The following is a 23,585-nucleotide window of genomic DNA, read 5'->3' on the forward strand; positions in this document are numbered from 1 at the left end:
CTCCCACAACTCGTCTGGAACCAGCCGCTCGACCATCACCACGAGCGACAGAGTATCGATCAAGCCAAATGAGACAAGCTCTAATGCCCCCGACCACCACCAGCACCCAGTACCGTTCGCTCGAGTGCGGCGACCTCATCGCCGTCAAGTGAGACGGACAACGGCCACGAGGCCCCGCGCTGCCACCGCCTCACATCACCTCACGGTGATGATTTCGTTCATGCCCTGGGCCGCGTGCATACGCCCCGTACGGTAGTCGGTCACCCAAGTCACCAGCGCGTACGTGCCCGGACGCAGTTCGGCGGAGATGACCGTGGAACGGCCCGGCGACAGCGGCACCATGCCCACAGGACCGCCGATGAACGGGTAGGGGGCCGCGGGTCCGCCCTCCATTGCGGCGAAGAAGGCGCCGACCTGTGCACGGGTCGTCCCCTCGCGCACGGGCATGAAGATCGCCTCATTGAACTGACGGGAGCGGTTGGTCACCCGCACCGCGGCGCCGGCCCGCAACTGCGCCGGGGCGCGGAAACGGGGACCGTCCGCGGTCTGCACCTGCACGATCTCCGCCTCGGCACGGGGCACGACCGCTCCCCCGTGCCCGACGACACGCAGTTTGCGCACCTTGTCCGCCAAGCCGGGCGAACCGACGTCCTTGAAGTCGATCAGGTAGTACGTGCCGGGCCGCAACCTCGGCGTGAAGGTGACGGGGGCATCCGGCAGCACCGCCGCGCCGCCGTACATCACCACGTCACGCTCAACGGCCCGCGATCCGGCCATGGCCGCCTCACGGTCGGTCTCGTCGTAGGCCTGTTCCAGATCCGCCAGGTAGCGCTGGAGCGACACCCCCTTCCGCAGCCCGATCAGCCCGATGTAGGCGCCGCCGGGATCGGTCGTGGTCACCTGGAACGACGCGGCGTCCTGCGACACGACGGCCGGAGCGGTGAACCCTTCGGGCGTGACAGTGATCGCTGAGAAGCGGGCCTGCGGCGCGGCGGCGGGCACGGTCCGGGCCTGGGCGACCGCGGTACCGGTGGCCAGCAGAGAGACGGTGAGAGCGGAAACAGTGAGGATTCGCATGGGTCGACCTTCTCCCGCCCATGATCACCCCGGCATCCGGCTCCGGCCGTAACCTTCCCCAGCGCCCCTACATCCCAAGATGTAGCCACAACACGCCCACACGCTTACACCACTGCCCGCGGAACACGCCTGCGAGGCGCCCCAGCCGCCGCGGATGCGGCCCGGCCGCCTAGCGGAAGTACCCGGCAGCGCAGCACCTCAGCCAACCACTGTCCCGCGGCAGCTCAGCCGCCACCTGTTGCATCCGACTCACCGCTCCGCCCGAGCTGAGGCGCTGGATACCGGAAGGCCAGTGGCTCCTCGCTACGCATCCCGTCTACCCTTTTTTCAACCTGGAGCCGTCTCCAAGACTGTTCTGCACTTCCACAGGACGCACCAGAGCCTGTACGTGATCAGACGGAAGGATCGAGGCCGGGAACGCCGACAAAGGTCTTGCCATCCCAGTAGGCGAGAGTAATCCCGAGCGACTCCAGCAGAGCACGCAAGTCGTCATGGGGTGCCTCCGGCAAAAGCACCGCCAGTTGGGGTGCAGCAGGCTGGACGTGCCTGCTGTAGTCCAGCAACTGGCCGATCGCCATGCGCACTGCCTCGCGCGTGCTGGTGCCCTTCAGTTCATAGAGCACGTGCGCCTGCTCATCGTACAGATCGGTTAGCAGAGTACTTGTCAGGCCCTTTACCTTGATCTGGAAGCGTCTCAGCTTGCGTCCTCTAGCGCCCATGAACGCCAGGAACCTATCCGCCAGTTCGGCTTCTCGTCGCTCTGCTACCGTTTTGGGGGCCGCCGACCGAGAGCTCTTGGTCTTTTTATTGATCTCCGGCTCTACGATCGCGCTGGTAGTCACATCGGCCGCAACAGAGGTCGCCTGTGTTTTTGGCGCCGGTGGGATCGCATCATCGTCCCGTCGCTCAAATTCCTCCTCAATGGGCCGCAAGCGAAACACAATTACCCGCCGCATGATGCCCTTATCGTTTGGCGCTTCACGCACCACATAGGGCTGGATGTTGTCTAGTTCAAAGCGTCCAAGGTAGCGCTGAAGTTTGGTGCCGGTGCCGGGAACCTTGCCGACCGCCTTGAACAGCCGCAGCGCTCGCCCCTCGTCAACGTGCTGCAGGATCGCTCGGTTCCCAGTGCCATGCAGTCCCTCAAAGGTCTGATCGCCCTGACCGTGCCCGGTGTACTCGAACACCGGTCCGTACTCGTCTTCCTCCGCTAGCCATCCGTCGTGGTAGCCCTGCGCTTCCCCAACGGAAGGATCCGTGAAGACCAGCACGTTCGCTGTCGTCCGCGAAGGGCAAATCCCTCCCTGGGTACCCCCTCCGAACAGCTCCTTGAGCTCCGCCCGAGTCCGGACATCCCCGGGCACTATCTGCCCACCCACCATGCCCGACACTTTAGATCACAACGGACATTGAGTGTAGAAGCATCATGCCACTCAACTCGGTCAGACCGAGAGGAAGTAGAAGGCTGCCGGGGACCTGTCGCAGCAAGCTGGCGCAGCCGATGAGTCGGTTAGGTGCCGACAACATGCGAAATCCATGTGTGGTGGCGAGACTGGGCTTCGGTGCGGAGGAGGGCGCGGAGGGTTTCGCGGCTGCGGCCCCTTGTCTTGGTGGCGTGGTAGTTGGGGCAGAGGGCGATCATCTGCTCGGGGTGGTCGCGGCCCCAACCGGCGCGGTCGTCTATCTGGCCGACTTCGAGGATCGGGTCGCCGGAGTCGGTGACGTCGTCGGGTTGACCTGCGCAGAGGTTCTCACAGCGACCGTTGCTGCGGAGGAGAACCGCTCTCCGCGAGTCGTCGGACCGGACCGGTTGGGTACGGATGTCGGTTGTCGTGGTCGCCGCGGGCTTCGGCAGCTTCTGGCTCGGCAGGCCGACGTCGTTGAGCAGTGGCTCGGGGCAGGTGCCAGCGGAGTGGCGGCCCGGCGAGTTCGCGGGCAACGTGCTGTGGCGGTGAGGGCCAGCGATCTGCACCAAGGGCGTGGCCCAAGCCCTCTACGGCGGGTGCCGGTCCACACGAGGACGACATCGCCGCGGTCGCGGTCGCCGCGCTGCAGCGGAGGCCAATGTCGGCTATGACGACGACGTGTACCTCCCCAGATGTGGCGGGCAGCTCGTACACCCAGGCGGTAAAGCGCCGTACGGACTGTGCCGCTCCATGCACGGGTCCGCCGCGGTTCGCGCGGCGGGCGCCCGCCAGTGTTCGGCCCGGCCGCCTACCGGCGCCGCAACGTGGTCGAACGCTGCATCAACCGGCTCAAGCAATGCAGTGAGCGGCGGATCGCCTTGGAGCCGTAAGCCTTGTCGGCGATCACCCGGTCAGGCTGGCACCGGGGACGGCCCGGACCCGTCCGCGGCACCGTGATCGCCGATAGCACCTGCGGGAAAACAGTGCAGTCGTTGACGTTGCCGGGCGTGAGCACGACCGTCAACGACAGGCCGCGCCCGTCCACCGCCAGGTGGATCTCGGTGGTCGGCCCGCCCCGTGACCGCCCGAGCGCCTGGCCGGGTGTCCGGTTCGTCCCGTCCGGCTCCCCTTTTCGCGGGCCCCGGCGGCGTGCCGATGCGCCCGCACGATCATCGAATCGACGCTGACGGTCCGATCGATGCGCCCCACCGAGTCGTCGTGGACCTGCACATGGGTCAGGATCGCATCGAAGGTGCCGTCGGCGGCCCACCGCCGGTACCGCTCGTACACGGTCTTCCAGTTGCCGTACCGGTCGGGCAGGTCCCGCCACGGGGCACCGGTGGCGAGCTTCCATAGGATCCCGTTCAGCACCCGGGGCGGCTGGGCGGGCAAAAGCGGCTCGATCCGCCGCCAGGCCGCATCGGTCAACTCATGCCGTCGCACCACGACACGCCATCAAACCCAGTCCCAAGATCGTCCTCAGCCAAACATCAAGATCGACCGGACAGGCCCTAGCGCAGCTGCTGTCGCTGCGCGGCACGTTGGGTTGTGGTCGGCTGTTGTGGATCTTTTCGGGTGGGGGGCGGTTGCATCGGTGGGTGCGCCTGGCGTTCATCCGGTGTACTGCGGAGGAGCGGGTCGGGGCGGCTTGGGTGGCAGGGGCGAGGGGGTGTGGTGAATGCGTGTGAAAATAGGGGTTGTGTCTGGAAAGCGCTTTCCATAGCCTGGGGCGCCCTGTACCAAACGCGGAGAGGTGTGTGTTGAGCATGGCTTTTCTCCGGCGCGTCGGCGTGATGGGGTCGGTGCTCGCGGTGGCGGCCATGGGGGTCGTCTCGGTGGGGGCGACGTCCGCGCAGGCGGCCAGTGAGCTGTACGTGGCGACCAACGGGAGTGACAGCAATCCGGGGACGCCGGCCCAGCCGTTGGCGACGATCCAGAAGGCGGTCGACCTGGCCCAGGCGGGGACGACCATCTACGTGCGGGGCGGGACGTACGCGCCCAGCACCAACGTCCAGCTGAACAAGAACGGGACGGCGAGTGCCCCGATCACGTTGACGGCCTACGGCAGTGAGCGGGTCGTCATCGACGGGGAGAACATGCCGTACACGCCCGGGGAGGTGGGGTCGAGCATTCCGCGGGCGCAGCGCGGCGCGCTGCACATCGAGGGCGACTACTGGCGGATCGTCGGGTTGGAGATCGTCCACGGGCCGTACGGCATCTTCGGGCTGGACGCCAACAACAACGTGTTCGAGCGGCTCACCACCAGGGACAACTACGAGAGCGGGCTGCACCTGCAGGGCTCGTCCGCCAACAACCAGATCATCAACCTGGACAGTTACGGGAACCGGGACCCGCGCAAGAACGGGGAGAGCGCCGACGGCCTGGCCATCAAGGAGGGGGCGGGGACGGGGAACGTCGTACGCGGGGCCAGGTTGTGGAACAACTCCGACGACGGGTTCGACGTGTGGGAGTTCCTGTCGCCGATCCTGATCGAGGGCAGTGTCGCGTACGGCAACGGGTTCAACAGGTGGAACCTGCCCGACTACACCGGTGACGGCAACGGGTTCAAGATGGGCGGCGGTGACCCCGATCCGGCGGCGAACCACATCGTCCGCAACAGCATGGCCTGGCAGAACGCCGTCGCGGGGTTCATCGACAACGGGAACCCGGGTGCTTTGACGATCGAACGCTGCACGGCCTGGAAGAACCCCGGCAACGGCTTCGACTTCGCCGACTCGGACTCGACGCTGACGAAGAACCTGTCGGCGAGCAACGGCACGGCCGTCTCGCTGGGGTCGAACTCGGGCGGCGGCGGGAACTCGTGGAACCTGGGCGGGACCTGGAACGACTCGTCGTTGGTGAGCACGGACGCCTCGGTCATCACCGGGCCGCGGAACGCGGACGGGTCGATTCGGTCTTCGGACTTCCTGCGTCCCAAGAACGGGGCGGACCTGGGGGCGCGGCTCTGATCTCGGCGGACGCCGTGGCCCGGTGCGCGTTGAGTGCCGGGCTGGGCCGCCTGGCGGGAGCAACCATCGGCCCAGCCCGGCACGCCGGGGTCTATCGGTGCCCCGGATGTGGCTGAGAGCACTGTCTCCAACGTCTCCGGCTTGCGTGTCGTGTGGTCGGTGCGGTCCGCGGGTGTGATCTCGGCGAGCCCCGGCGGGACAGTGCGGCCGATGGCGGACATCCTTAGGTTCGCCCCGCTTCGCCCCGAATTACGGTAGCTGTCGAGAGTTGTCACGGAGTCCGAAAGGTCGTCATGACCGACAGCAGCACGTCGCCGTCCAAGTCCGCCGCGCCCATCGACAGCACGCGCCCCCACCAGGCCCGGCTGTGGAACTACTGGCTGGGCGGCAAGGACAACTACCCGATCGACCGCGAGGTCGGCCAGCGGATCATGGAGGTGTATCCGGAGATCGCCGACGTCGCCCGGCAGTCGCGCGCCTTCCTGGTGCGGGTGGTGCACTTCATGACCGGCCAGGGCATTCGGCAGTTCCTCGACATCGGCACCGGGCTTCCGGCGGTCGACAACACCCACGAGGTGGCCCAGCGGGACGCCCCCGAGAGCCGGGTCGTGTACGTCGACAACGACCCGCTCGTCGTGGCGCACGCCCGGGCGCTGCTGAAGAGCGTCCCGGAGGGCGAATGCGCCTACCTGGAGGCCGACATCCGGGAACCCGAGGCGATCATCGAGCAGGCGGGGGCGGTGCTGGACTTCACCCGGCCGATCGGGTTGCTGCTGCTCGGCATCGTCGGCAACGTGTCCGACGAGGACGATCCCCGGGGTGTCGTGCGGCGCCTGGTCGACGCGTTGCCGTCCGGCAGCTACGTGGCCGTCAACGACGGCACCAACGTGCTGGGCGTCGACGAGTGGACGCCCGCCGAGGCCACCGCCCGCGGCGAGGCGCTGCGGCTGTGCCGCGAGGCCGGGACGGTGCCGTACCACGCCCGCACCCCCGAGTTCATCGAGTCCCTGTTCGAGGGCCTGGAGCTGGTGGAACCGGGTGTCGTGTCCACGCCGTTGTGGCGTCCTGAGTTCCCCCAGGTCGAGGACCTCCAGCCGATCGACTCGTTCGGCGGCGTCGCCCGCAAGCCCTGACCGCCCGGCGTGGGCCGGCGGCACCGGCGTATGGACGACGGTGACCGTTTCCTACAAGACCCGTGGGGCGGCACCAGCTCATGCTGTGGGCATGACCATCGATGTTTCCGCAGCCGGTGAGTTCATGGCCACGCATGCGCGCGTCCTGGACCGCCGCCGTTTCGAGTTGCTGACGTCCGGGAGCGGCGACCCGGCCCCTGTACTCGCCGCACTCGACGGGTATCGCAACGCGGACGGCGGCTACGGGTGGGGCCTGGAGCCGGACCTGCGTGCGCCCGAGAGCCAGCCCGGGGCGGCCCTGCACGCCTTCGAGGTGTTCGAGGACATCGCCCCGGCCACGGCCCCGCAGGCGGGGGCGTTGTGCGACTGGCTGGCGGCGGTCACGCTGCCGGACGGGGGCCTGCCGTTCGTCCTGCCGCTGTCCACCACCGCCGGTACGGCGCCCTGGTGGGCGGGCGGCGACCCCACGGTGTCCTCGTTGCAGATCACTGCGGTGACCGCGGCCGCCGCCCACCGCGTCGCCGTCCACGATCCGGCCGTGGCCGGGCACCCGTGGCTTGAGCGCGCCACCCGCTACTGTCTGGACGCGATCGGGTCTCTTGAGGAGACGCCCCACGCGTACGTGCTGGCGTTCGTCGTCCGCTTCCTGGACGCGGTGCACGACACGCACCCGCAGCGGGCCGCCGAGCTCCTCCAGCGCATGCGGCGGCACATCCCCGCGGACGGGCGGATGCGCGTGGAGGGCGGTACCGAGGAGGAGACCCTCCACCCGCTGGATTTCGCGCCGCTGCCCGACCGTCCGGCACGCGTGCTGTTCGCCCCGGACGTCATCGCGGCCGATCTGGACCGGCTCGCCTCGCTCCAGCAGGAGGACGGCGGCTGGACCGTCGACTACGCCAACATCTCGCCCGCGGGCGCCCTGGACTGGCGGGGCCACGCCACCGTCCGCGCCATCGACGTCCTGCGCCGCAACGGACGCCTCTGACCTGCCCGACCGGCCAGGACGCGAGCTCGATCGGCGGCGGACGGCATGGACGGGGCGCCGTGCTGCGGCCGGTCTGCCTGCGCGGCAGCGCGACGCCCCGGCTAGGGCGTGTTTCAAAGTGCGGCGAGCGTCACCCGCCATGGTCCCGGTTGCGGGAGGCCAGGACCGACAGCAGCGGTGGTCGTCCACCCGCCTTCGACCCGGCCGACCACCGGGGACGCCATGCCGTCGGGTACGGCCGCGCCGTCCCGAGCGCCATCGCGGGCCGTGGATACGCCGTGTCGAGCTCGCTGCCCGCTATCAGGCTCTTCTCTGGCTCCACCTACTGTGGCCGTCTGCGGCGATCGGGCGCCGAGGCGGCGCTCCTGGCTTCGCGGCGGTCGTGGTGGGCTTCGGGTGGCTCTGAAGGGTCGTCGGAGCGTCTACGGGATGCTCTCCCATCCGTCGGCAGGGACGCCTCCCGGCGGACTTCCACTCGGCCTGGACGGCCTTGCGGATCAGGGACCGCACCGGGCTCGACGCCGGCGGGCGTTGTCAGCCGTTGAGGATCCAGGAGAGGTTGAACTTGCGGAAGATGATCGAGCGGTAGGACTTGCCGTTCTCGGAGGTGTCGAGGTTGCTCTCGACCAGGGCGGCGATGCGGTAGTCGGAGGTCTTGGCCATGCTGGAGTAGCCGCCCTCCGTGCCGGCCCCCGAGGGCAGTGGGCCGTCGCCGAGGGGGCGGCTGACCGGCCAGGTGCGGGCGCCGTCGTAGCTGATGCGCACGCGCATCTTGTTCGCGCGCTGCACGGTGCTGGCCGGGTTGAGGAAGACGGTGCGGGCGGGGGAGTCGTTGTTGTACTGCAGCACCGACGCCTCGCACTGGGGGTCGAGCAGGGTCGAGTCGGGGGAGAAGGCGGAGAAGGTGCCGGTGGCGCTACCGCGCGAGACCCAGCGCCGCTTGGCAATCTCCCATGAGGACGTGGTGGGGCGGTCGTTGCGGTAGAGGGTGCCGTCGGTGAGCTGGGTGATGGTGGCCTCGCCTGTCTGCTCGCCGAGTTTCTGCACCTGCCAGGTCCGGCCGTGGTCGAAGCTGATGATGTTGCGGTGCTGGGCGGGGACGACCAGGTGGCCCTCGCGGGTATAGATGCCGTTGCCGGGCCCCATCGCGTCCCACGCCCATTCGGCGCCGTTGGCCTTCTTCTTGGGGGTGAGCGCCTCGGTCATGTCGGTGGGGGTGGAGGTGCCGTCCAGCCCCTTCCACGTCAGGCCGTCGTCGGTGCTGCGCATCAGGTAGGTGCGGCGGTCGCCCCACTTGGTGATGGGTGTGGTGGTGGTGCCGGTGTCGGGGTCGTAGCCGCCCCGCTGGCTGTAGCCCGCCGGGTTCCACGACATGAACATCCAGATGGTGCCGGTCTGCATGTCGACGACCGGGGTGGGGTTGCCCCAGGTCCCCTGCCCCGCGCCGACGACCTCCTTCAGGCTCGACCACGTCGCGCCGTTGTCGGTGCTGCGCTTGTAGACGAGGTTGATGTTGCCCCAGTCCTTGTTGCTGGAGGCGCGTCCCTCGGCGAACGCCAGCAGCGTGCCGGCCTTGGTGCGCACGATCGACGGGATCCGGAAGGAGTGGTAGGTGATCCCGTTGAGCGACTCCTTGTGGCCGCCCCTGAACAGCACCGTGGCGGTGTGGACGGGGGTGGCGGACTTGGCCGGGTCGTCCACTGCCCGCGCCGGAGCGGCCGTCACGCCGACGAGGGCCGTCCCCGCGACCAGGATCGCCGCCGAGGGGAGGGCGGGGGCCCGGAGCACCGTCTTCATTTGTCCTCGCTTCCCGGGGCGGACCCAACAAACAGCCCATCCCCCACGAAAGTCGATCAAATAGGACAATACGCGGCGAACACTCCGACGCGGAGGGACCTGATCGACGTTCAGGCGGTGTTCACCAACTCGGAGGCGTCGGCGGGGGCGGCCCAGTCGATGCGGTAGCGCTGCTCGGGGCCGAGCGTCTTCTCGCCGCTGAGGAACGTGCGGGTCGCGATCGGCATGAACAGCCGCATGAACGCGGCGCCGACCGGGCCGAGCGCCTTGGTGCCGTTGGTCTTGGCGGCGCGGGCGGCGATCTTCTCCACCCGGGGACGGCGCAACCGCTCGTAGGCGGCGAACGCCGACGGCACGTCCGGCAGGTCGCGCAGGCAGCGGGCGAGCTGAACGGCGCTCTCCACGGCCAGTGACGCGCCCTGCCCCGAGCTGGGGGACGGCGCGTGGACCGAGTCGCCCACCAGCACCATCCGGCCCCGGTGCCAGCGCGGCACGCTCGGCATGATGCCCATGGTGCCGAGCACGATCAGGTCCTTCGGGTCGGTGCGGGCGAGCAGGTCGCGGCCGGGCGTCTCGTCGCCGACGGCCTCGCGCAGGCGGCGCAGCCACTCGTCCGGGGGCGTGCGCCGGGCCTCGGCCGTCGTCACCCGCGCCCGGTGGGGGAGGTTGACGAACCAGGCGGTGGTGCCGTCGAGCTGCGGCCAGTAGCCGAGGAAGGCGCGCCGGCCGAACACGAAGTACATGTTCTCGGTGTCGCCGGGGACGGTCGTGCGGGCCACGGCGCCGAAGTTCAGCAGCGGGACGTGCTCGGGCCCGGGGTTGTCCGGGTCGATGAGGGCGCGGACGGTCGAGCGGATGCCGTCGGCGCCGATCAGCACGTCGGCGGTGGCGGTCGTGCCGTCGCCGAACCGCGCGGTGATGCCGTCGGGCGCCTCCTCGACGCCGACCAGGCGCTTGCCGTACTGGAACGCCACGCCCTGGGCGAGGGCGGTGTCGCGCAGGGCGCGGTGCAGGTCGGCACGCCACAGCGCGACGCCCGGCGGCAGGCCCCGCGGGGCGTTGAACGCGCCGAGCCGCCTGCCCCGGCCGTCCATCATGACCATGTTGCGGGTGGGCTGGCCCACGGCGCGCACCGCCTCGTCGGCGCCGATGATGCGCAGCGCCTGGATGCCGTTCGGCGCGATGCCGAGCATGGCGCCCACCCCGTCGGCCGCCGACTCGGCGTACGCCTCGTACACGACCGCCTCGATGCCGGCCCGCCGCAGCGCCATCGCCGCCGCCGGACCGGCGATGCCGCCGCCGATGACCAGCGCGGTCCGCACCGTCGTCATGTCGCATCCCCCTTAGCTTCGGACGAATAGTTGCTTACAACTATGTGCAGCCGATTAGTTGATGTCAACTTTCTCGGATCGCGAGAGGATCCGGGAGGGGCTAGCCTGCCGACCGACGGCCGCAACCGAACGGAGGACGACCATGCGCAGCCGCGTGACCGTGGTCGGCGAAGTGCTCGTCGACCTGCTGTGGAAGGCCGGCGCCGCGCAGGTGCCGCCGGTGCCCGGCGGCAGCCCGGCGAACGTCGCGGTCGGGCTGCACCGCCTCGGCCGGCCCGTCACCCTCGTGACGACCTGGGGCGACGACCCGCCCGGCGCGCAGATCGGCGCCCATCTGGACGGCATCGGCGTCGAGGTGCGGCGCGCGCCGAGCGCCACCGACCGCAGCACGGTGGCCCTCGCCTACCTCGGCGAGGACGGCTCGGCGTCGTATGAGTTCCTGGCCGCCTGGGATCCGCAGGAGCTGGCCGTGCCCGCCGACACCGCCGTCCTGCACACCGGCTCGCTGGCGCTGGTGGTCGAGCCCGGCGCGGCCAAGGTGCTGGACGCCTGCCGCCAGGTGCGCGAGCGGCCGGGTACGGCGGTCGCCGTCGACCTCAACGTGCGGCCCGCCGTCCAGCGCGACCGGGCCGCCTACCGCGCCGCCTGCGACCGGTTCGCCGAGGTCGCCGACGTCGTCAAGGCCAGCGACGAGGACCTGGCCTGGCTCTACCCGGACACGACCGCCGAGCACGCCGCCCGCGGCCTGCTGGCCCGCGGCGCCCGGCTGGTCGTCGTCACGCTCGGCGCGGACGGCGCGTTCGCGCTCACCGCCGACGCGCAGGTGCGCGTCCCGGCACCGTCCGTCGAGGTCAAGGACACCGTCGGCGCCGGGGACGCCTTCCAGGCCGCCCTGCTGGACGCCCTGGCCGACGGCGCCGCGACCGGCGACCGGTTCGCGCCGCCGTCGGCCGAGGAGCTGACGGACGTGCTCACCCGCTGCGTCACGGCCGCCGCCATCACCTGCACGCGCATCGGCGCCGACCCGCCGACCGCCGCCGGACTCCAGGCGTCCCTGCGCGACGGGTAGGTCCGTGCCGACCGGGGCGCACCGCCGATTCCCCGCGCCACCCCGCCAACGTACCGGCGGCGCAGGGGCATCTATGCTGGCGGGTCGGCACCATGCGAACCATGGGGTCGAACCGTGGGGTCGATCCGACAAGGAAGCCGCGCATGACTGATCTTCCCGTCCGTCACTTCCAGGGCCGCGACGGCGTCGACCTGGCGTACCGCGAGGTGGGCGAGGGACGGCCGCTGGTGCTGATCCACGGCTACTTCTCCACCGCCACGGTCAACTGGATCCGCTACGGCCACGCCGCCGAGCTCGCGGCGCGCGGCCACCGCGTGATCATGCCGGACCTGCGTGCGCACGGCGACAGCGGCAAGCCGCACGACCCCGCCGCCTACCCGCCCGACGTGCTGGCCGACGACGGGTTCGCGCTGCTGGACGCCCTCGGCCTCACCGACTACGACCTCGGCGGCTACTCGCTGGGCGCGCGCACCGTCGTGCGCATGCTGGCGCGCGGCGCGACCCCCCGCCGCGCGATCGTCGCCGGGATGGGCCTTGACGGCATCGTCGACGCCGGCGGCCGCAGCGCCCACTTCCGGCACGTCCTGACCAACCTGGGCAGGCATGAACGCGGCTCGGCCGCGTGGAAGGCCGAGGCGTTCCTCAAGACGGTCGGCGGCGACCCCGAGGCGCTGCTGCGCCTGCTGGACTCCTTCGTCGACACCTCCCCCGAGGAGCTGGCCCGCATCACCGTCCCGACGCTCGTACTGGCGGGCGCCAAGGACGACGACAACGGCTCCGCCGAGGCCCTCGCCGACTCCCTTCTGTACGGCGAGTACGCCGAGATCCCCGGCGACCACATGAGCGCCGTCACCAAGCGGGACCTCGGCACCGCCATCGCCGACTTCCTCGCGTCCTGACCCGCGCGCCGCGGCCGCGTAAGAACGTCGGTGGGCGTGTCTATAGTCGCGGCATGGGCGAGGAGCAGCAGGCGTGGGACGAGCTGCACGCGGCGGGCTTCCTGCATGCGGCGCGTGAGGCGCACCGGGAGGCGACGCTGGCCGTCTTCGGCTCGCTGAGCCGTTCGGCGGGGTTCAAGGAGCGCTCGTTCGGCTACGCGTCGTTCGACGTGCTGGAGAGCCGGCTCGACCGGGTGTTCCGCATCGGCCGCCGCGCCGACGGCGGCGACCGCCCGGCGGTGGTGCGCGACAACCTCAACAACTCGCCCGGCTGGCGGTGCGGGCGGTACCGCGTGCTGCTCAAACGGCACGAGTTCGGCGCCGTACGGGCCATCCGCTGGGACCGCGACAGCCCCACCAAGCAGGCCGTGGCGCGGCAGGACTTCCCCGACGACCCGCAGCTCGCCCTCGATCTGGGCATCGCGCCCGCATGCGACACGCCCGAGGTGGTGACGCTTGTCCTCGCGCACAGCGCCACCGAGGAGCCGCTGGAGATGGAGCTGTACCTGGGGCGTCCCCGGCTGAACGCCGACGGCGGCGCGGCCTGGCACTGGCTGCGGCCGATCAACGACGACACCCTCGGGCCCGATCCGCGGCGTAAGCTCGTCGAGCCCACCCTGCCGCTGTGGACCGACGACGAGGCGGACGCCCCCGTACGCCTGCGCGAGCCGAACCGGCGGCGGCACGGCGCCACGAGGAGACGGACGAGCACCGAAACGGCCTAGTGAACGACCTCACCACCGACGACCGCACGGCCAGGCGGCTCGCCGAGGCGCGGCGGCTGTTCGACGGCGGACGGCTGACCCTGGCGCGCCGGCTGCGCGGGCTGCGCAAGAACCAGCTCGCCCAGGCGGTCGGCACCACCCCGGCCGCGATCGGCCGCTACGAGGGCGGCGTGCACCCGCCGTCCGAGGGCACGCTGTCGCGGCTGGCGATCGCGCTCGGCGTGCCGGTGGAGTTCTTCCACGCCGGACGCGGCCCCGTCACGCTCGACACCGCGCACGCCCACTTCCGGTCGCTGCGCTCGGCCACGCAGATCGAGCGCGACCAGGCCCTCGCCTTCGGGCGGATCGCCGCCGACATCGTCGCCGCCCTGGAGGAGCTGGTGGAGTTCCCGCCCGCCGACCTGCCGGAGTACCCGGTGCCGCCGGACGAGATCGCCGGCCCCGGCCCGGTGGAGGCGGCGCGCCTGGCCCGCAAGGCGCTGCTGGACGAGCCCGGCCCCGTCCCGCACGTCGTGCGGCTGCTGGAGCGGCACGGCGTGATCGTGCTGATCCTGCCGCCGTCCACCGAGCGGGTCGACGCGTTCAGCATCGGCGCCCACCCCCGCCCGATGGTGCTGTTCAACCCGGCCAAGGGCGACTACTGGCGCAACCGCTTCGACGGCGCCCACGAGCTCGGCCACCTGGTCATGCACGCCGACGCCGAACCCGGCAGCAAGGTCATCGAGGACCAGGCGCACCGCTTCGCCGCCGAGTTCCTCATGCCCGAGGAGGACATCGCCGACGAGCTTCCGCGCACCGCCGACTGGGACCGCCTGGCCGACCTGCGGGCCGTCTGGGGCGTCAGCATGGCCGCGCTGCTGTTCCGCGCCCGCACGCTGGGCATCATGACCGAGACCGCGTACCGCAACGCGATGAGCGCCATGAGCCGGCAGGGCCGGCGCCGCCGGGAACCCGGCCCCGCGCGCCCCCTGGAAGGCCCCACCATGCTCACCCGCGCCGTGGAACTGGTCGGCGAGACGGGCATCGACCGCGACCGGCTGGCCGACCGCGCCCACGTCACCCGCGCCGACCTCGACCTCCTCGTCCCCACGCGCTCCCGCTAGTCACTCCCCCGCTGGACCCAGCGATACCCGTCGGCCTCAACGAGGTGGGCCGTCCGCCCCTTTGGCGGACGGGGGTGCCGAGGCCGCGTATCGAACGTTTGTTTTAATCACATCAGCCACCGTTCAACGGAGAGGGGTGTGATGACGGACATCCACGTGACCGTCTGGGACGACAGCGACGGTTCGGCACGTGCGGCGGCGATCTTCGCGCACGGTGTGATGACGTGGGGCACCGACGACCGGTACGGGTTCGGCGCGCAGCGGCCGCTGGCGGACGCCTACCGGCTGCTGATGGTCGACCGGCGCGGGCACGGCGCCAGCCCGGACATCGACCGCACCGACTACGAGGTGGACGCCGACGACATCGTCGGCCTGCTGACGGGCATCCCCGGCGGCGCGCACCTGGTGGGGCACTCCTACGGCGGGGTGGCCGTGATGCTCGCCGCGGCGCGCCGTCCGGACCTGGTGCGCTCGCTGACGCTCATCCAGCCCGGGGCCCTGCGCCCGGCGGCCGACCACCCGGTCGTGGCGGAGGCGCTGCAGCGCAGCCGCCAGGCCACCGCGGAGCTCCCCCCGGACCTGTCGCCGGAGGAGTATCTGCGCATGTCGACCGAAGGGCTGGGCCTGCCCATGCCCGAGCCGACCCCCGAGCGGCTCCGGACCGTCCGGGCGGCGATGCGCGAACGGCCCTGCTGGGACGCCGACGTGCCCCTCCAGCCGCTGGCGGACGCCGCGTGGCCCACGCTGATCATCACGGGGACGTGGGAGGGCGCTCCCGAGGCGTATCGCCGGTACGCGGGCGAGCCGCTGCTGGCCGCCGCCGACTTCATCGCCGACCGGATCGGGGCCGAGCGGCTGCGCGTCCCCGGGTTCTACCCGCACACCGAGCAGCCGACGCTCGTCAATGACGCGCTGCGCGACCTGTGGCGGCGCGCCGACGCCGCGGCATAGCCGAACAGGGGGCGAATGCCCACCGCACCGGCCATGCGCCGACGACCTGGGGGTCGACGGAAAGACCGCCGGCCTTCCGGACGCGATGCGGTGGGCCGGCCCCGCCGGACAGCAATCCGCCGATCGGATGTCCGCTTACCGAACGACGGGGTACACGACACCCCGACGAGACCGCCCGATTACTCTACGCGATGATCGCATTACCCAGGGAGGTTCTCGGCGATCCTCCGCTTGGCCTTTCCCGGGGTGCGGCACCGGCGGACGGCGCCGGCGGGAGTCAGCTCACCCAGGCCAGCAGAGGATCGCACCGGGACGGGTCGCGCAGGCGCGCCAGCGCCCCCTTCTCGAGCTGGCGGACGCGCTCGCGGGTGAGGCCGATCCGGTCGGCGATGTCCTGGAGGGTGTGCGGACGGCCGTCCCGCAGCCCGTACCGCAAAGTCAGGATCAGGCCCTCGCGCGGCGGCAGCTCGTCCACCAGGGCGCGCAGCTCCTGCGCGAGGTTCTCGAACTCCAGGATCTCCGACGCCGGCACGGCGGTCGCGTCGGGGATCAGGTCGCCGACGCGGGTCTCGCCGTCCTCCCCGACCATGGTGTCCAGGCTGAGGGTCTCGCGCGCGGCCCGGCGCAGGTCGACGACCCGGTCGACGGGCTGCCCGGCGGCCGCGGCCACCGCTTCGGCGGTCGGTTCGCGGCCCGCCGTCTCCAGGTGGCGCTCGATGCGCGCCAGCCGGGTCAGCTCCTCCAGGACGTGGGCGGGCAGGCGGACGGTGCGGGCCTTGTCGGCCAGGCCGCGGCCGATGGCCTGCCGGATCCACCACATCGAGTAGGTGGAGAACTTGTATCCCTTGGCGTAGTCGAACTTCTCGACGGCGTGGATCAGCCCGAGGTTGCCCTCCTGGATCACGTCGAGCATCGGCAGCCCGCGTCCGCCGTACTTCTTGGCGGCCGACACCACGAGCCGCAGATTCGCCCTGATCATGTGGTCCTTGGCCAGCCGGCCGTCCCGGGCGAGCGCCTCCAGCTCCGCGCGCGTGGCGTCGGCCGTGCGCGGCGCGCGCCCCGTGTCGAGCAGGTGGCGGGCGTACAGCCCGGCCTCGATCCGCTTGGACAGCTCGACCTCCTGCTCGGCGGTCAGCAGTTCCGTCGCGCCGATCTGCGACAGGTACTGGCCCAGCAGGTCCCGCTCCTCGTCGGGCCCCGACGGCTCGTAACGCGGATGATCTTGGTAAGTGCGGGCCACCCTGCTCACCCTCGGTCGTCGCGATGGCGTCCGGACGAGGACGACCGGCAGCGGGGCCGTGTCGAGGCGCCGACGGTGACGTTGGCGGCGCAGGGGACCGCCGTCCTCGCCTCGCGGCACTGGGTCGTGTCGCCTTCCATCCTCATGCGAACCATGGGCGCCCCCTCGGCTCGACCGCATTTCCGGAAGGCGCTTTAAATACCCGCAGGGCACACCCCAAACACGGGGAATGGTCACCCCGGTGTGCAGGCGCTTCCGTTGAAGGTGCAGGAGGACGGGACCAGCGGCTCGCCGTTGCCCTGGAAGTAGATCGTCGTGCTGCCGCCCCGGGGCAGCGCCCCGCCGCTCACCATGATCGTGCTTCCGTGGCGCCACCACGCGTACGGCCACAGCGCCGTCAGCTTCCTGGGCGGATAGCTGAACGTCAGCCGCCACGACGGCAGGTCGGAGCCGCTGCCGTTGGTCACGACGTAGGCGCCGTGGAAGGTGCCCCGCCAGTCGTTGACGGTGGAGTACCTGATCGTGACGCGCCCGTCCGTCCGGGACGGCTGGGACGGGGTCGGCGCGGCGGCCCGGCTCCGCGTCGCCCTCGGCGTGGCGGAGGGGGAGGCGGAGGTGGGCGAGGCGGAGGTGGACGAGGCGGAGGCCGCAGACCGCGACGGGGACGCCGACGGCGACGCGGAGGCCGACCGCGTCGGGCTCGGCTCGCTCCTGTCATCGCGCCCCGCCGGCCCTTCGCTCGCCAGCGGGACGGCCGGCGGCTCGTCGGCGCACGCGGACGACCGGCATTCCGCGGCGGCCTGCGGGACGCGTTCGTCATCGCCGCCGAAGAGCATGTGCAACACCAGGATCGTGACGACGAAGGTGACCAGCCCCACCCCGCCGGCCGCCCACGCGACTCCGGACGGGCGGTAGCCGCGCACGCTCGCCAGCACCCCCGCCTTGGGCCGCCGCCGCGTTCCCCCCTGGCGGCGGCGCCCCGCCGATCCTGCCCTGCGTTCTGCCATGGCGTCCCTTCCGGTCGTACCAAGAAGGCCACCGAGCGCCGCCCCGCACCCGGGGAGCACCGTCCCCGCGCCCCGCCCACGCACAATGCCGCGAGAATCCTAATGGACGGAGCAGTCACGGAATGGCCGAAACGCGTTTGTTCTCGTCGGCTTCCCGCGTCTCAGCACCGAAACTCAACCCACCGCGAACAAAAAGACACGTTGCGTAGAGCCGCCGCCGCTGCCGCGATGCCGCGCCATCCCGGAAAGGGCGGCGCGACATTCCGCGGACCCGTTACGGAAAACACATTCCGCCACGCCTCGCGCACACGCAGCGACTCCGCCGCCCATCTCCCGGAGAACGTCGGGCTACCGCCGCGCCTGGCACGACTCCGCAGGTCATCGCCGTGTAGGCAAGGGGCGTCCGAGACGCTGAAATGCGAGGGCGAACTGTCGTGAAACGGCCCCGTCGGGGCGGTGAGCGCTTAATCGTGCGATGGTCATGCCGACATGGTCCAGAGCACGTCCGGAAGGGCGTCGCGCCGTTCCGGACATGACCGGGCGGCGGGCCGGGGCAAGCCGCTCACCGCGGCTCGGCGGCGCCGCTTTTGATGTTGCGGAGGAAGGCGCGCCACTGCGCCGCTTCCAGGACGAGCATGCCGCCGGAACTGTCACGCGAATCCCTGACGTACACGCGACCTTCGTGCGCCGCCACCTCGACGCACTCGTCCCCCTCCTGGCTCGCGCCGCTCTTGCGCCAGGCAAGCCGGCTCCTCGACGACGGACGGTCGGCCATCCAGCACCCCTCTGTGAAAGTCGCCGGCGGGCCTGTCGCACGAGTCATCCGGACAAGAGCACCCACCGGCCCCAAGCAGGGCATGACAAACCACGACCTTGTGGAAAATTTCCCGGACACGAGTGTAAACGGTTTCAGTTATCCCGCCTACACCGGGATCACAAGATCACGTGATGTCGCTATGACGCCCGCTCGGCCTTGGGGTGTCGGTAGGGCGGTCACCTCCGTGTTCGTCGAGGTCAGGGGTGCCGGAACGGCATCCGCGGTCAGCTCATGAGGTCCTCGGCGGCCTGCCGGATCAGCTCGATGGAGTCATTCGCCGGCAGCGCGTCCTCCAGCAGCACCTCGAAGTTGTCGCGGTACTCGGCGATGCGCGAATCGTCGCCGGTGATCATCACGCTGGTGCCCGGCCGCCCCTCCAGATAGAGCACGTCGCCGAGGCCGCCCTCGAACTCCAGGAGCGTGAACGGCCCGTAGATGCCCAGGTGGGCACCGCGCGAGAAGGGGATGACGCGGACGGTCAGCAGGTCGCTGCGCTCGGCGGAGTCGGCGATGTGCCGCAGCTGGTTCGGCATGATCATCGGGTCGGTCTCGATGCCGACATGGCGGCGGATCACGGCCTCGTCGACGATGTAGTACTGCCGGGGCGGGTTCTGCCGCCGGGCCAGTTCCTCCTGGCGCTGCATCCGCAGTTTGACGGCGAGCGCGCGGCTCGTGGGGCTGGCCATGCCGGTGGCGAGCACCTCGGCGTATTCGCGGGTCTGCAGCAGACCGGGCACCACCGTGCCGTGGAAGTTCCGGATGGAGGACGCCCCGGCCGCGTAGCCGACGAAGTTCAGGAAGGTGTCGTCCAGCTCGTTCTTGTAGGCGTTCCACCAGGCGGGCTCGCGGGCGCCGCGGGCCAGGGCCTGCAGCCTCTCCTGCCGGCTCTCGGACGTGACGTCGTAGACCATCAGCAGAGCCTGCAGGTCGGTGCGGGTGATGGCGTTCTTTCCGCCCTCGATCCTGATGACCTTGGACGGGGACCATTCCAGGGCCCGTGCCACCTGCTCCTGCGTCATTCCCTTCTCTTTTCGGAGCCGGACGAGCTCACTACGCAGCAGCGCGCTCTGCACAACCGGGCCCTGATCACTAGCCATCGCAAACGCTCACTCTAGGTAGTCGCAGTGTGGTCGATATCACATGCCGATGTGCCACCTGGCAGTCGGGCACCTGGCGCGCCGGTCACCTGCAACTCGACAGCTGCCCCCGACGCCGCCGTTCCGTTGTACCCCAACACCCCTCCGTCACGTGGCCGGTAACGCGAAATTCAGCTTGCGTACTGCTGCGCGGCACTAGACCATGTTGTACGGTGCTAGGTAGCAGATTAACAGGATACGCGCTGACATACAGCGTCGCGACATGTTAGAGTAAAGAAACGATCTTGACGCAGGGTCAGGATTCAGGGTCGGCCCCCTGTTCGGCCGTCCCGCACCGGCCCCGCCACGCCCGGGGCGCCCGCGCCGGGCCGTCCATACGAAGGAGGTCCCGCAGGCATCGACATTCCAAGCATTCACCTGGAAACGCCAAGGGCCGCCCTGCGCTCTCCATCGATCACACCGGTAGCCAGCCAAGCGAATCGAAGGAAAGCGAAGGGCGACCCTTCGGAACCGTCAGATGAGTTCGCCGGGCCGTGACCGCCCTGCGTCATCGCCGCAGTTCGGTTGTTTGACCAGGCAAAACACCTCCAGCGGACTCACCCAGTCTAACCGCGATCAAGCGGCAGAGGCTATAGGTGACCGCGACTTGCGCACCGCCCACCGCGCCATCGCCCGGTATTCCCAGGCCACGCGACCGAATCCGGGCACTCGCGCAAGCCGCCTTCGAGACTTGGGATTCTCGACCATGCGTACACAGCAGAATCCGCGTCGAATAGCCGACGTCATTTCTGTGCGCCGCCGTCCCGCGGCCCCGACCGGGCCGGGCAGCTCCCGGACGACGCCGCCACGCACCCCTCGCCGTACGCCCGTCCCGTCCAGCGCCCCCTCATCCGACCGTCCGCGCGCCGCACATCGCGCCGGCGGCCGGCCCGGGAGGGCGCGATGATGACCTACCACCCCCACCGGCACGACCCGGACGCGATGGTCACCCGTCCCTCCCTGCGCTCGCTGGACACCACGCACCGCCGGCCCGCCGCACGCGTGCAGCCGACCGCGCCGGCGATGGACCTGCGGCCGACTCCCTACGACCAGCCCGCCCCCGGCCGCGGCTTCTGGGGAGCCCTCACCCACGCCGAGCGCGAGGCGTTCTCCAAGGAGGCCGAACCGGTGGAACTGCCGGTCGGCCACGTGCTGTGGCGGGAAGGCGACGCCGCCGGCCACGTGCTGATCATCCGGTCCGGCTGGGTGAAGATCTGCGTCCGGCGCAAGGGCTGGGAGCGGATCATCGCCGTCCGCGGCCCCGGCGACCTGATCGGGGAGCGCGCCGCCATGCAGGTGCGGCGGCGTTCGGCCACCGTGGTCGCCCTGGACACCGTCCAGGCGCTGCGCGTGTCCACCGGCGCGTTCGCCGCCATCCTGGCCGAGCACCCGCGCATCCTGCGCGTCATCGAGGAGCAGATGTACGACCGGCTCGCCGAGCAGACCGCACCGTCCGCCCGCGTGAGCGACTCCCCGTGGCCGGCGGCGGCTCCGGCGGCGCCCCGCGACACCGACGCGTCCGCGCCGGTCGCCGCACCGGTCGCCGACATCCGCGCCGGGCAGAACTGCACGATCCTGTTCACCGACATCGTGGGGTTCAGCGGCACGCACCGCACCGACGAGGACCGGCTCGTCGTGCGCCGCGTCATGTACGACCTGCTGCGCGACGCACTGGAGTACTCCGAGGTGCCCTGGGATCCGTGCCACCGCGAGGACCGCGGCGACGGCGCCCTGGTGATCGTCCCCGCCGAGATCCCCACCCGCCGGGTCGTCGACCCGATGCTCACGCGGCTCACCGCCGGGCTGCGCCGCCACAACCGCACCGCCGACGGGGGCACCCGCTTCCAGCTTCGGGTCGCGCTGCACGTCGGCCCCGTCGTCCCGGACGACCAGGGCGTCTCCGGCCTGGCGATCATCCAGACGGCGCGGCTGCTGGACGCGCCCGTCCTGCGGGAATGGCTCGACCGCACCCAGGCCGACGTCGGTTTCATCGCCTCGGCCTACGTCTACGAGTTCGTCATCGCGCATGCGCCGGGCCCGGTGAACCCGGCCAGCTACCAGCGCGTCACCTGCAAGGTCAAGGACGCGGAACTGACGGGCTGGATGCACCTGTCCAGCGCCACCATCCCGCCCGCGGCCTGACCGCCGCCTCACCGTTCACGCGCGCCGCCGGGTCCAACCCCGCACCCGGCCCCCGCGCCCTTCCCCCGTCTCCGGCCCTCCGCCCCGGGCCGCATGTCACACGGCGGCCGTGCCGATGAGCCCTTCCCGAGTGACCAGGGCCGCCAGCGCTTCCTCCGCCAGCCCCTCGGTGCCGTCGGGACGGCGCGGCAGCACCATGTAGCGGACCTCCGAGCTGGAATCCCACACCGCGATCTCGACCTCGTCCGGCAGGACCAGGCCGAACTCGGCGAGCACCTCGCGCGGCTCCCGCACCACCCGGGCCCGGTAGGCGTGGCTCTTGTACCAGGACGGGGACGGCCCCAGCAGCGACACCGGATAGCACGAGCACAACGTGCACACGATCACGTTGTGGACGCGTGCGGTGTTCTCCACGACCTTCAGCCGGTAACTCATCGGCACCGAACCGGACGCGCCGAGCCTCACCTCCGCGGCCGCGGCGTTGCCGTCCTCCAGCAGGCGTTCGCGGAAGGCGGGGTCGGTCCAGGCGCGCGCCACCAGCCGGGCACCGTTCGTGGGCGACGCGTCCCGCATGAACCGGCTGAGGGTTTCGTCCAGTTCCCGGTCGCTGGTGAGCCCGGCCGCGATCGCCCGCTCCTCCAGCCGGCGGACGCGCGCGGCCACCGGCAGGTCAGCATGGCTCAAGGTAGGACTCCCACAGGTCGACGGCGACGGTGTGCCCGCCCGTCCCCCACAGGTCGCGGGCGGCGAAACGCACGCTGTAGACGGTCTCCACGCGCGGCGGGTCGATACCGCGCACACGGTCGTCCGGCAGCGGCCACGCGCCGTGCGCCTCGACGACCTCGCCCACCTGGCCCCGCACGTAACGCGGCACACGGGTGTGGTGCGGCGGGTCGACGGCGCGGACCCGCACCCGGTCTCCGGGCCCGTACGCCGGCGTGCCCGTGTCGTCAGCCAAGCCCTTTCTCCTCCAGGAGGTTCTCTATGGCCAGCAGCCAGCGCTCGTAGTACGAGCTGCGCAGATAGACCTCCGGCGGCAGCCTCTCGATGGCGTCGCGGAACTCGTCCAGGTGGTAGGCCCCGTTGTTCACCAGCGTCATGTTGAGCGCGTACACGCGGGCCTCCCAGTCGGCGTGGAACGGCGGCTCGTCTCCCACGACGACCGGCACGGGCCCGAACCCTTCTTGCCCGCCCATGTCGTGCACCCTGCCCATGCCCTGAAGCTACCCCGCCTCCAAATCCGAACCCAGCCCCCGACACCCCCAGCACGTCCGTTGAGCGGGCGGGGGCGCGAGCCACCGTACGGCCCGGCGCGCAGACCGCAATGCGAGCCACCGTCCCCCCACTGCGCGCCCAAAGCCGACGGCGCCCCGCCCTAACGCCCCGTCCCGCACACGCCCCCACACACAGACGGTGCACGAGACCAACACGCGGCCATCCACGGCCCGGTACACGACCCAATGTGCAAACCACCTTGCGAACCCCCATGAGGTCCCGCCGCAAGGCCCAACATTCACCTCGATGCCAAGGCCAGTGCAGCGCGCAGCACCCCCCAGTGCGCGCCCCATCGGTGTCTCGACGCGCGAGCCCGTGGGCAGAGCCAGCGCGTGGCCCATATGCGGCCGGTGTCCAGCCATCGTGCGCCCCTACAGCCCCTACGTCCTACCCCGGCCCAACGCCGAGGCCGACGCCGCACAGCAGCGCAACAAGCGCCCCCAGTGCACGACCCGACACCGGGCTGGGGCGCGGGCCACCGTCG

21 protein-coding genes and 2 pseudogenes are annotated in these 23,585 nt (G+C 70.9%); 11 read left to right on the plus strand and 12 right to left on the minus strand.

Annotated elements, in window-relative coordinates; genetic code table 11:
- Window positions 1-195: 195 nt before the first annotated feature.
- Together ABD879_RS04390 and ABD879_RS04395 are read right to left on the minus strand one after the other, a co-directional pair.
- Window positions 196-1,077: a hypothetical protein gene (locus ABD879_RS04390; protein ID WP_345017657.1), complete on the minus strand. Its 882-nt coding sequence runs from the start codon at window positions 1,075-1,077 to the stop codon at window positions 196-198.
- 392 nt (window positions 1,078-1,469) lie between these two features.
- A complete protein-coding gene (locus tag ABD879_RS04395; protein ID WP_486303740.1) occupies window positions 1,470-2,459 on the minus strand; it encodes an SRA domain-containing endonuclease in 990 nt (329 codons plus the stop codon).
- Between the two features lie 438 nt (window positions 2,460-2,897).
- Here ABD879_RS04395 and ABD879_RS04400 point away from each other — a divergent pair, with 438 nt between their 5' ends.
- Together ABD879_RS04400 and ABD879_RS04405 are read left to right on the plus strand one after the other, a co-directional pair.
- Entirely contained in the window at window positions 2,898-3,032 is a 135-nt protein-coding gene (locus ABD879_RS04400) for a hypothetical protein (RefSeq protein ID WP_345017661.1), read from the plus strand.
- 197 nt (window positions 3,033-3,229) lie between these two features.
- Window positions 3,230-3,337, plus strand: a pseudogene (locus tag ABD879_RS04405) (IS5-like element ISDge16 family transposase); the annotation flags it as partial.
- Window positions 3,338-3,342: 5 nt separating this feature from the next.
- On the opposite strand, the pseudogene ABD879_RS04410 reads toward ABD879_RS04405, so the two are convergent.
- A pseudogene (locus ABD879_RS04410) lies at window positions 3,343-3,929 on the minus strand (IS5 family transposase); the annotation flags it as partial.
- Between the two features lie 320 nt (window positions 3,930-4,249).
- On the opposite strand from ABD879_RS04410, the gene ABD879_RS04415 reads away from it, so the two are divergent.
- From ABD879_RS04415 to ABD879_RS04425, 3 genes are all read left to right on the plus strand, one after another.
- On the plus strand, window positions 4,250-5,452 hold the full coding sequence (locus ABD879_RS04415) for a right-handed parallel beta-helix repeat-containing protein (protein ID WP_345017663.1): 1,203 nt from the start codon (window positions 4,250-4,252) through the stop codon (window positions 5,450-5,452).
- A gap of 293 nt (window positions 5,453-5,745) precedes the next feature.
- Window positions 5,746-6,585: an SAM-dependent methyltransferase gene (locus tag ABD879_RS04420; RefSeq protein WP_345017665.1), complete on the plus strand. Its 840-nt coding sequence runs from the start codon at window positions 5,746-5,748 to the stop codon at window positions 6,583-6,585.
- 91 nt (window positions 6,586-6,676) lie between these two features.
- Entirely contained in the window at window positions 6,677-7,570 is an 894-nt protein-coding gene (locus tag ABD879_RS04425) for a hypothetical protein (RefSeq protein ID WP_345017666.1), read from the plus strand.
- 534 nt (window positions 7,571-8,104) lie between these two features.
- Here the strand turns inward: ABD879_RS04425 and ABD879_RS04430 are convergent.
- The gene (locus tag ABD879_RS04430) at window positions 8,105-9,367 is read right to left on the minus strand and encodes a sialidase family protein (RefSeq protein ID WP_345017668.1); all 1,263 of its coding nucleotides are present in this window, start codon (window positions 9,365-9,367) and stop codon (window positions 8,105-8,107) included.
- A 110-nt stretch (window positions 9,368-9,477) separates the two neighbouring features.
- A complete protein-coding gene (locus tag ABD879_RS04435) occupies window positions 9,478-10,698 on the minus strand; it encodes an FAD-dependent oxidoreductase (protein ID WP_345017670.1) in 1,221 nt (406 codons plus the stop codon).
- A gap of 142 nt (window positions 10,699-10,840) precedes the next feature.
- On the opposite strand from ABD879_RS04435, the gene ABD879_RS04440 reads away from it, so the two are divergent.
- The 5 genes from ABD879_RS04440 (at window position 10,841) to ABD879_RS04460 (ending at window position 15,484) form a co-directional block, all read left to right on the plus strand.
- On the plus strand, window positions 10,841-11,767 hold the full coding sequence (locus ABD879_RS04440; RefSeq protein ID WP_345017672.1) for a carbohydrate kinase family protein: 927 nt from the start codon (window positions 10,841-10,843) through the stop codon (window positions 11,765-11,767).
- A 143-nt stretch (window positions 11,768-11,910) separates the two neighbouring features.
- Entirely contained in the window at window positions 11,911-12,666 is a 756-nt protein-coding gene (locus ABD879_RS04445) for an alpha/beta fold hydrolase (protein ID WP_345017674.1), read from the plus strand.
- A 53-nt stretch (window positions 12,667-12,719) separates the two neighbouring features.
- The gene (locus tag ABD879_RS04450; protein WP_345017676.1) at window positions 12,720-13,430 is read left to right on the plus strand and encodes a hypothetical protein; all 711 of its coding nucleotides are present in this window, start codon (window positions 12,720-12,722) and stop codon (window positions 13,428-13,430) included.
- Window positions 13,430-14,533 (plus strand): XRE family transcriptional regulator, encoded by a 1,104-nt coding sequence (locus ABD879_RS04455; protein WP_345017678.1) that lies wholly within the window; start codon window positions 13,430-13,432, stop codon window positions 14,531-14,533. The genes ABD879_RS04450 and ABD879_RS04455 overlap by 1 nt, the downstream gene beginning before the upstream one ends.
- A 141-nt stretch (window positions 14,534-14,674) precedes the next feature.
- A complete protein-coding gene (locus ABD879_RS04460) occupies window positions 14,675-15,484 on the plus strand; it encodes an alpha/beta fold hydrolase (protein WP_345017680.1) in 810 nt (269 codons plus the stop codon).
- Between the two features lie 277 nt (window positions 15,485-15,761).
- Here ABD879_RS04460 and ABD879_RS04465 read toward each other — a convergent pair whose 3' ends face one another.
- The 4 genes from ABD879_RS04465 to ABD879_RS04480 form a co-directional block, all read right to left on the minus strand.
- Complete coding sequence (locus tag ABD879_RS04465; RefSeq protein WP_345017682.1) at window positions 15,762-16,724, minus strand: sigma-70 family RNA polymerase sigma factor; 963 nt, start codon at window positions 16,722-16,724, stop codon at window positions 15,762-15,764.
- A gap of 233 nt (window positions 16,725-16,957) precedes the next feature.
- A complete protein-coding gene (locus tag ABD879_RS04470; protein ID WP_345017684.1) occupies window positions 16,958-17,731 on the minus strand; it encodes a cellulose binding domain-containing protein in 774 nt (257 codons plus the stop codon).
- A gap of 562 nt (window positions 17,732-18,293) precedes the next feature.
- Complete coding sequence (locus tag ABD879_RS04475; protein WP_345017686.1) at window positions 18,294-18,506, minus strand: DUF397 domain-containing protein; 213 nt, start codon at window positions 18,504-18,506, stop codon at window positions 18,294-18,296.
- Between the two features lie 266 nt (window positions 18,507-18,772).
- The gene (locus tag ABD879_RS04480) at window positions 18,773-19,645 is read right to left on the minus strand and encodes a helix-turn-helix domain-containing protein (RefSeq protein WP_345017687.1); all 873 of its coding nucleotides are present in this window, start codon (window positions 19,643-19,645) and stop codon (window positions 18,773-18,775) included.
- A 942-nt stretch (window positions 19,646-20,587) separates the two neighbouring features.
- Here ABD879_RS04480 and ABD879_RS04485 point away from each other — a divergent pair.
- Window positions 20,588-21,826: a cyclic nucleotide-binding domain-containing protein gene (locus ABD879_RS04485; RefSeq protein WP_345017689.1), complete on the plus strand. Its 1,239-nt coding sequence runs from the start codon at window positions 20,588-20,590 to the stop codon at window positions 21,824-21,826.
- Between the two features lie 96 nt (window positions 21,827-21,922).
- Here ABD879_RS04485 and ABD879_RS04490 read toward each other — a convergent pair whose 3' ends face one another.
- From ABD879_RS04490 to ABD879_RS04500, 3 genes are read right to left on the minus strand one after another with little or no spacing between them, the layout of a single operon-like run.
- On the minus strand, window positions 21,923-22,510 hold the full coding sequence (locus ABD879_RS04490) for a nitrile hydratase subunit alpha (RefSeq protein ID WP_345017691.1): 588 nt from the start codon (window positions 22,508-22,510) through the stop codon (window positions 21,923-21,925).
- A complete protein-coding gene (locus ABD879_RS04495) occupies window positions 22,497-22,784 on the minus strand; it encodes an SH3-like domain-containing protein (RefSeq protein ID WP_345017693.1) in 288 nt (95 codons plus the stop codon). Before ABD879_RS04495 ends, ABD879_RS04490 begins: the two co-directional genes overlap by 14 nt.
- Window positions 22,777-23,040: a hypothetical protein gene (locus tag ABD879_RS04500; protein WP_345017695.1), complete on the minus strand. Its 264-nt coding sequence runs from the start codon at window positions 23,038-23,040 to the stop codon at window positions 22,777-22,779. The genes ABD879_RS04495 and ABD879_RS04500 overlap by 8 nt, the downstream gene beginning before the upstream one ends.
- Between the last annotated feature and the right edge of the window lie 545 nt (window positions 23,041-23,585).

The organism is Actinomadura keratinilytica (genome assembly GCF_039539665.1).
GTDB lineage: Bacteria > Actinomycetota > Actinomycetes > Streptosporangiales > Streptosporangiaceae > Spirillospora > Spirillospora keratinilytica.

Bases quoted from the DNA above. Each gene is read 5' to 3' on its own strand.
- ABD879_RS04460 (WP_345017680.1), top strand. From the start codon at position 14,675: ATGACGGACATCCACGTGACCGTCTGGGACGACAGCGACGGTTCGGCA.
- ABD879_RS04440 (WP_345017672.1), top strand. From the start codon at position 10,841: ATGCGCAGCCGCGTGACCGTGGTCGGCGAAGTGCTCGTCGACCTGCTG.
- ABD879_RS04485 (WP_345017689.1), top strand. From the start codon at position 20,588: ATGATGACCTACCACCCCCACCGGCACGACCCGGACGCGATGGTCACC.
- ABD879_RS04390 (WP_345017657.1), bottom strand. From the start codon at position 1,077: ATGCGAATCCTCACTGTTTCCGCTCTCACCGTCTCTCTGCTGGCCACC.
- ABD879_RS04450 (WP_345017676.1), top strand. From the start codon at position 12,720: ATGGGCGAGGAGCAGCAGGCGTGGGACGAGCTGCACGCGGCGGGCTTC.
- ABD879_RS04415 (WP_345017663.1), top strand. From the start codon at position 4,250: ATGGCTTTTCTCCGGCGCGTCGGCGTGATGGGGTCGGTGCTCGCGGTG.
- ABD879_RS04480 (WP_345017687.1), bottom strand. From the start codon at position 19,645: ATGGCTAGTGATCAGGGCCCGGTTGTGCAGAGCGCGCTGCTGCGTAGT.
- ABD879_RS04395 (WP_486303740.1), bottom strand. From the start codon at position 2,459: ATGGTGGGTGGGCAGATAGTGCCCGGGGATGTCCGGACTCGGGCGGAG.
- ABD879_RS04445 (WP_345017674.1), top strand. From the start codon at position 11,911: ATGACTGATCTTCCCGTCCGTCACTTCCAGGGCCGCGACGGCGTCGAC.
- ABD879_RS04435 (WP_345017670.1), bottom strand. From the start codon at position 10,698: ATGACGACGGTGCGGACCGCGCTGGTCATCGGCGGCGGCATCGCCGGT.
- ABD879_RS04475 (WP_345017686.1), bottom strand. From the start codon at position 18,506: ATGGCCGACCGTCCGTCGTCGAGGAGCCGGCTTGCCTGGCGCAAGAGC.
- ABD879_RS04430 (WP_345017668.1), bottom strand. From the start codon at position 9,367: ATGAAGACGGTGCTCCGGGCCCCCGCCCTCCCCTCGGCGGCGATCCTG.
- ABD879_RS04470 (WP_345017684.1), bottom strand. From the start codon at position 17,731: ATGGCAGAACGCAGGGCAGGATCGGCGGGGCGCCGCCGCCAGGGGGGA.
- ABD879_RS04425 (WP_345017666.1), top strand. From the start codon at position 6,677: ATGACCATCGATGTTTCCGCAGCCGGTGAGTTCATGGCCACGCATGCG.
- ABD879_RS04420 (WP_345017665.1), top strand. From the start codon at position 5,746: ATGACCGACAGCAGCACGTCGCCGTCCAAGTCCGCCGCGCCCATCGAC.
- ABD879_RS04500 (WP_345017695.1), bottom strand. From the start codon at position 23,040: ATGGGCAGGGTGCACGACATGGGCGGGCAAGAAGGGTTCGGGCCCGTG.
- ABD879_RS04400 (WP_345017661.1), top strand. From the start codon at position 2,898: ATGTCGGTTGTCGTGGTCGCCGCGGGCTTCGGCAGCTTCTGGCTCGGC.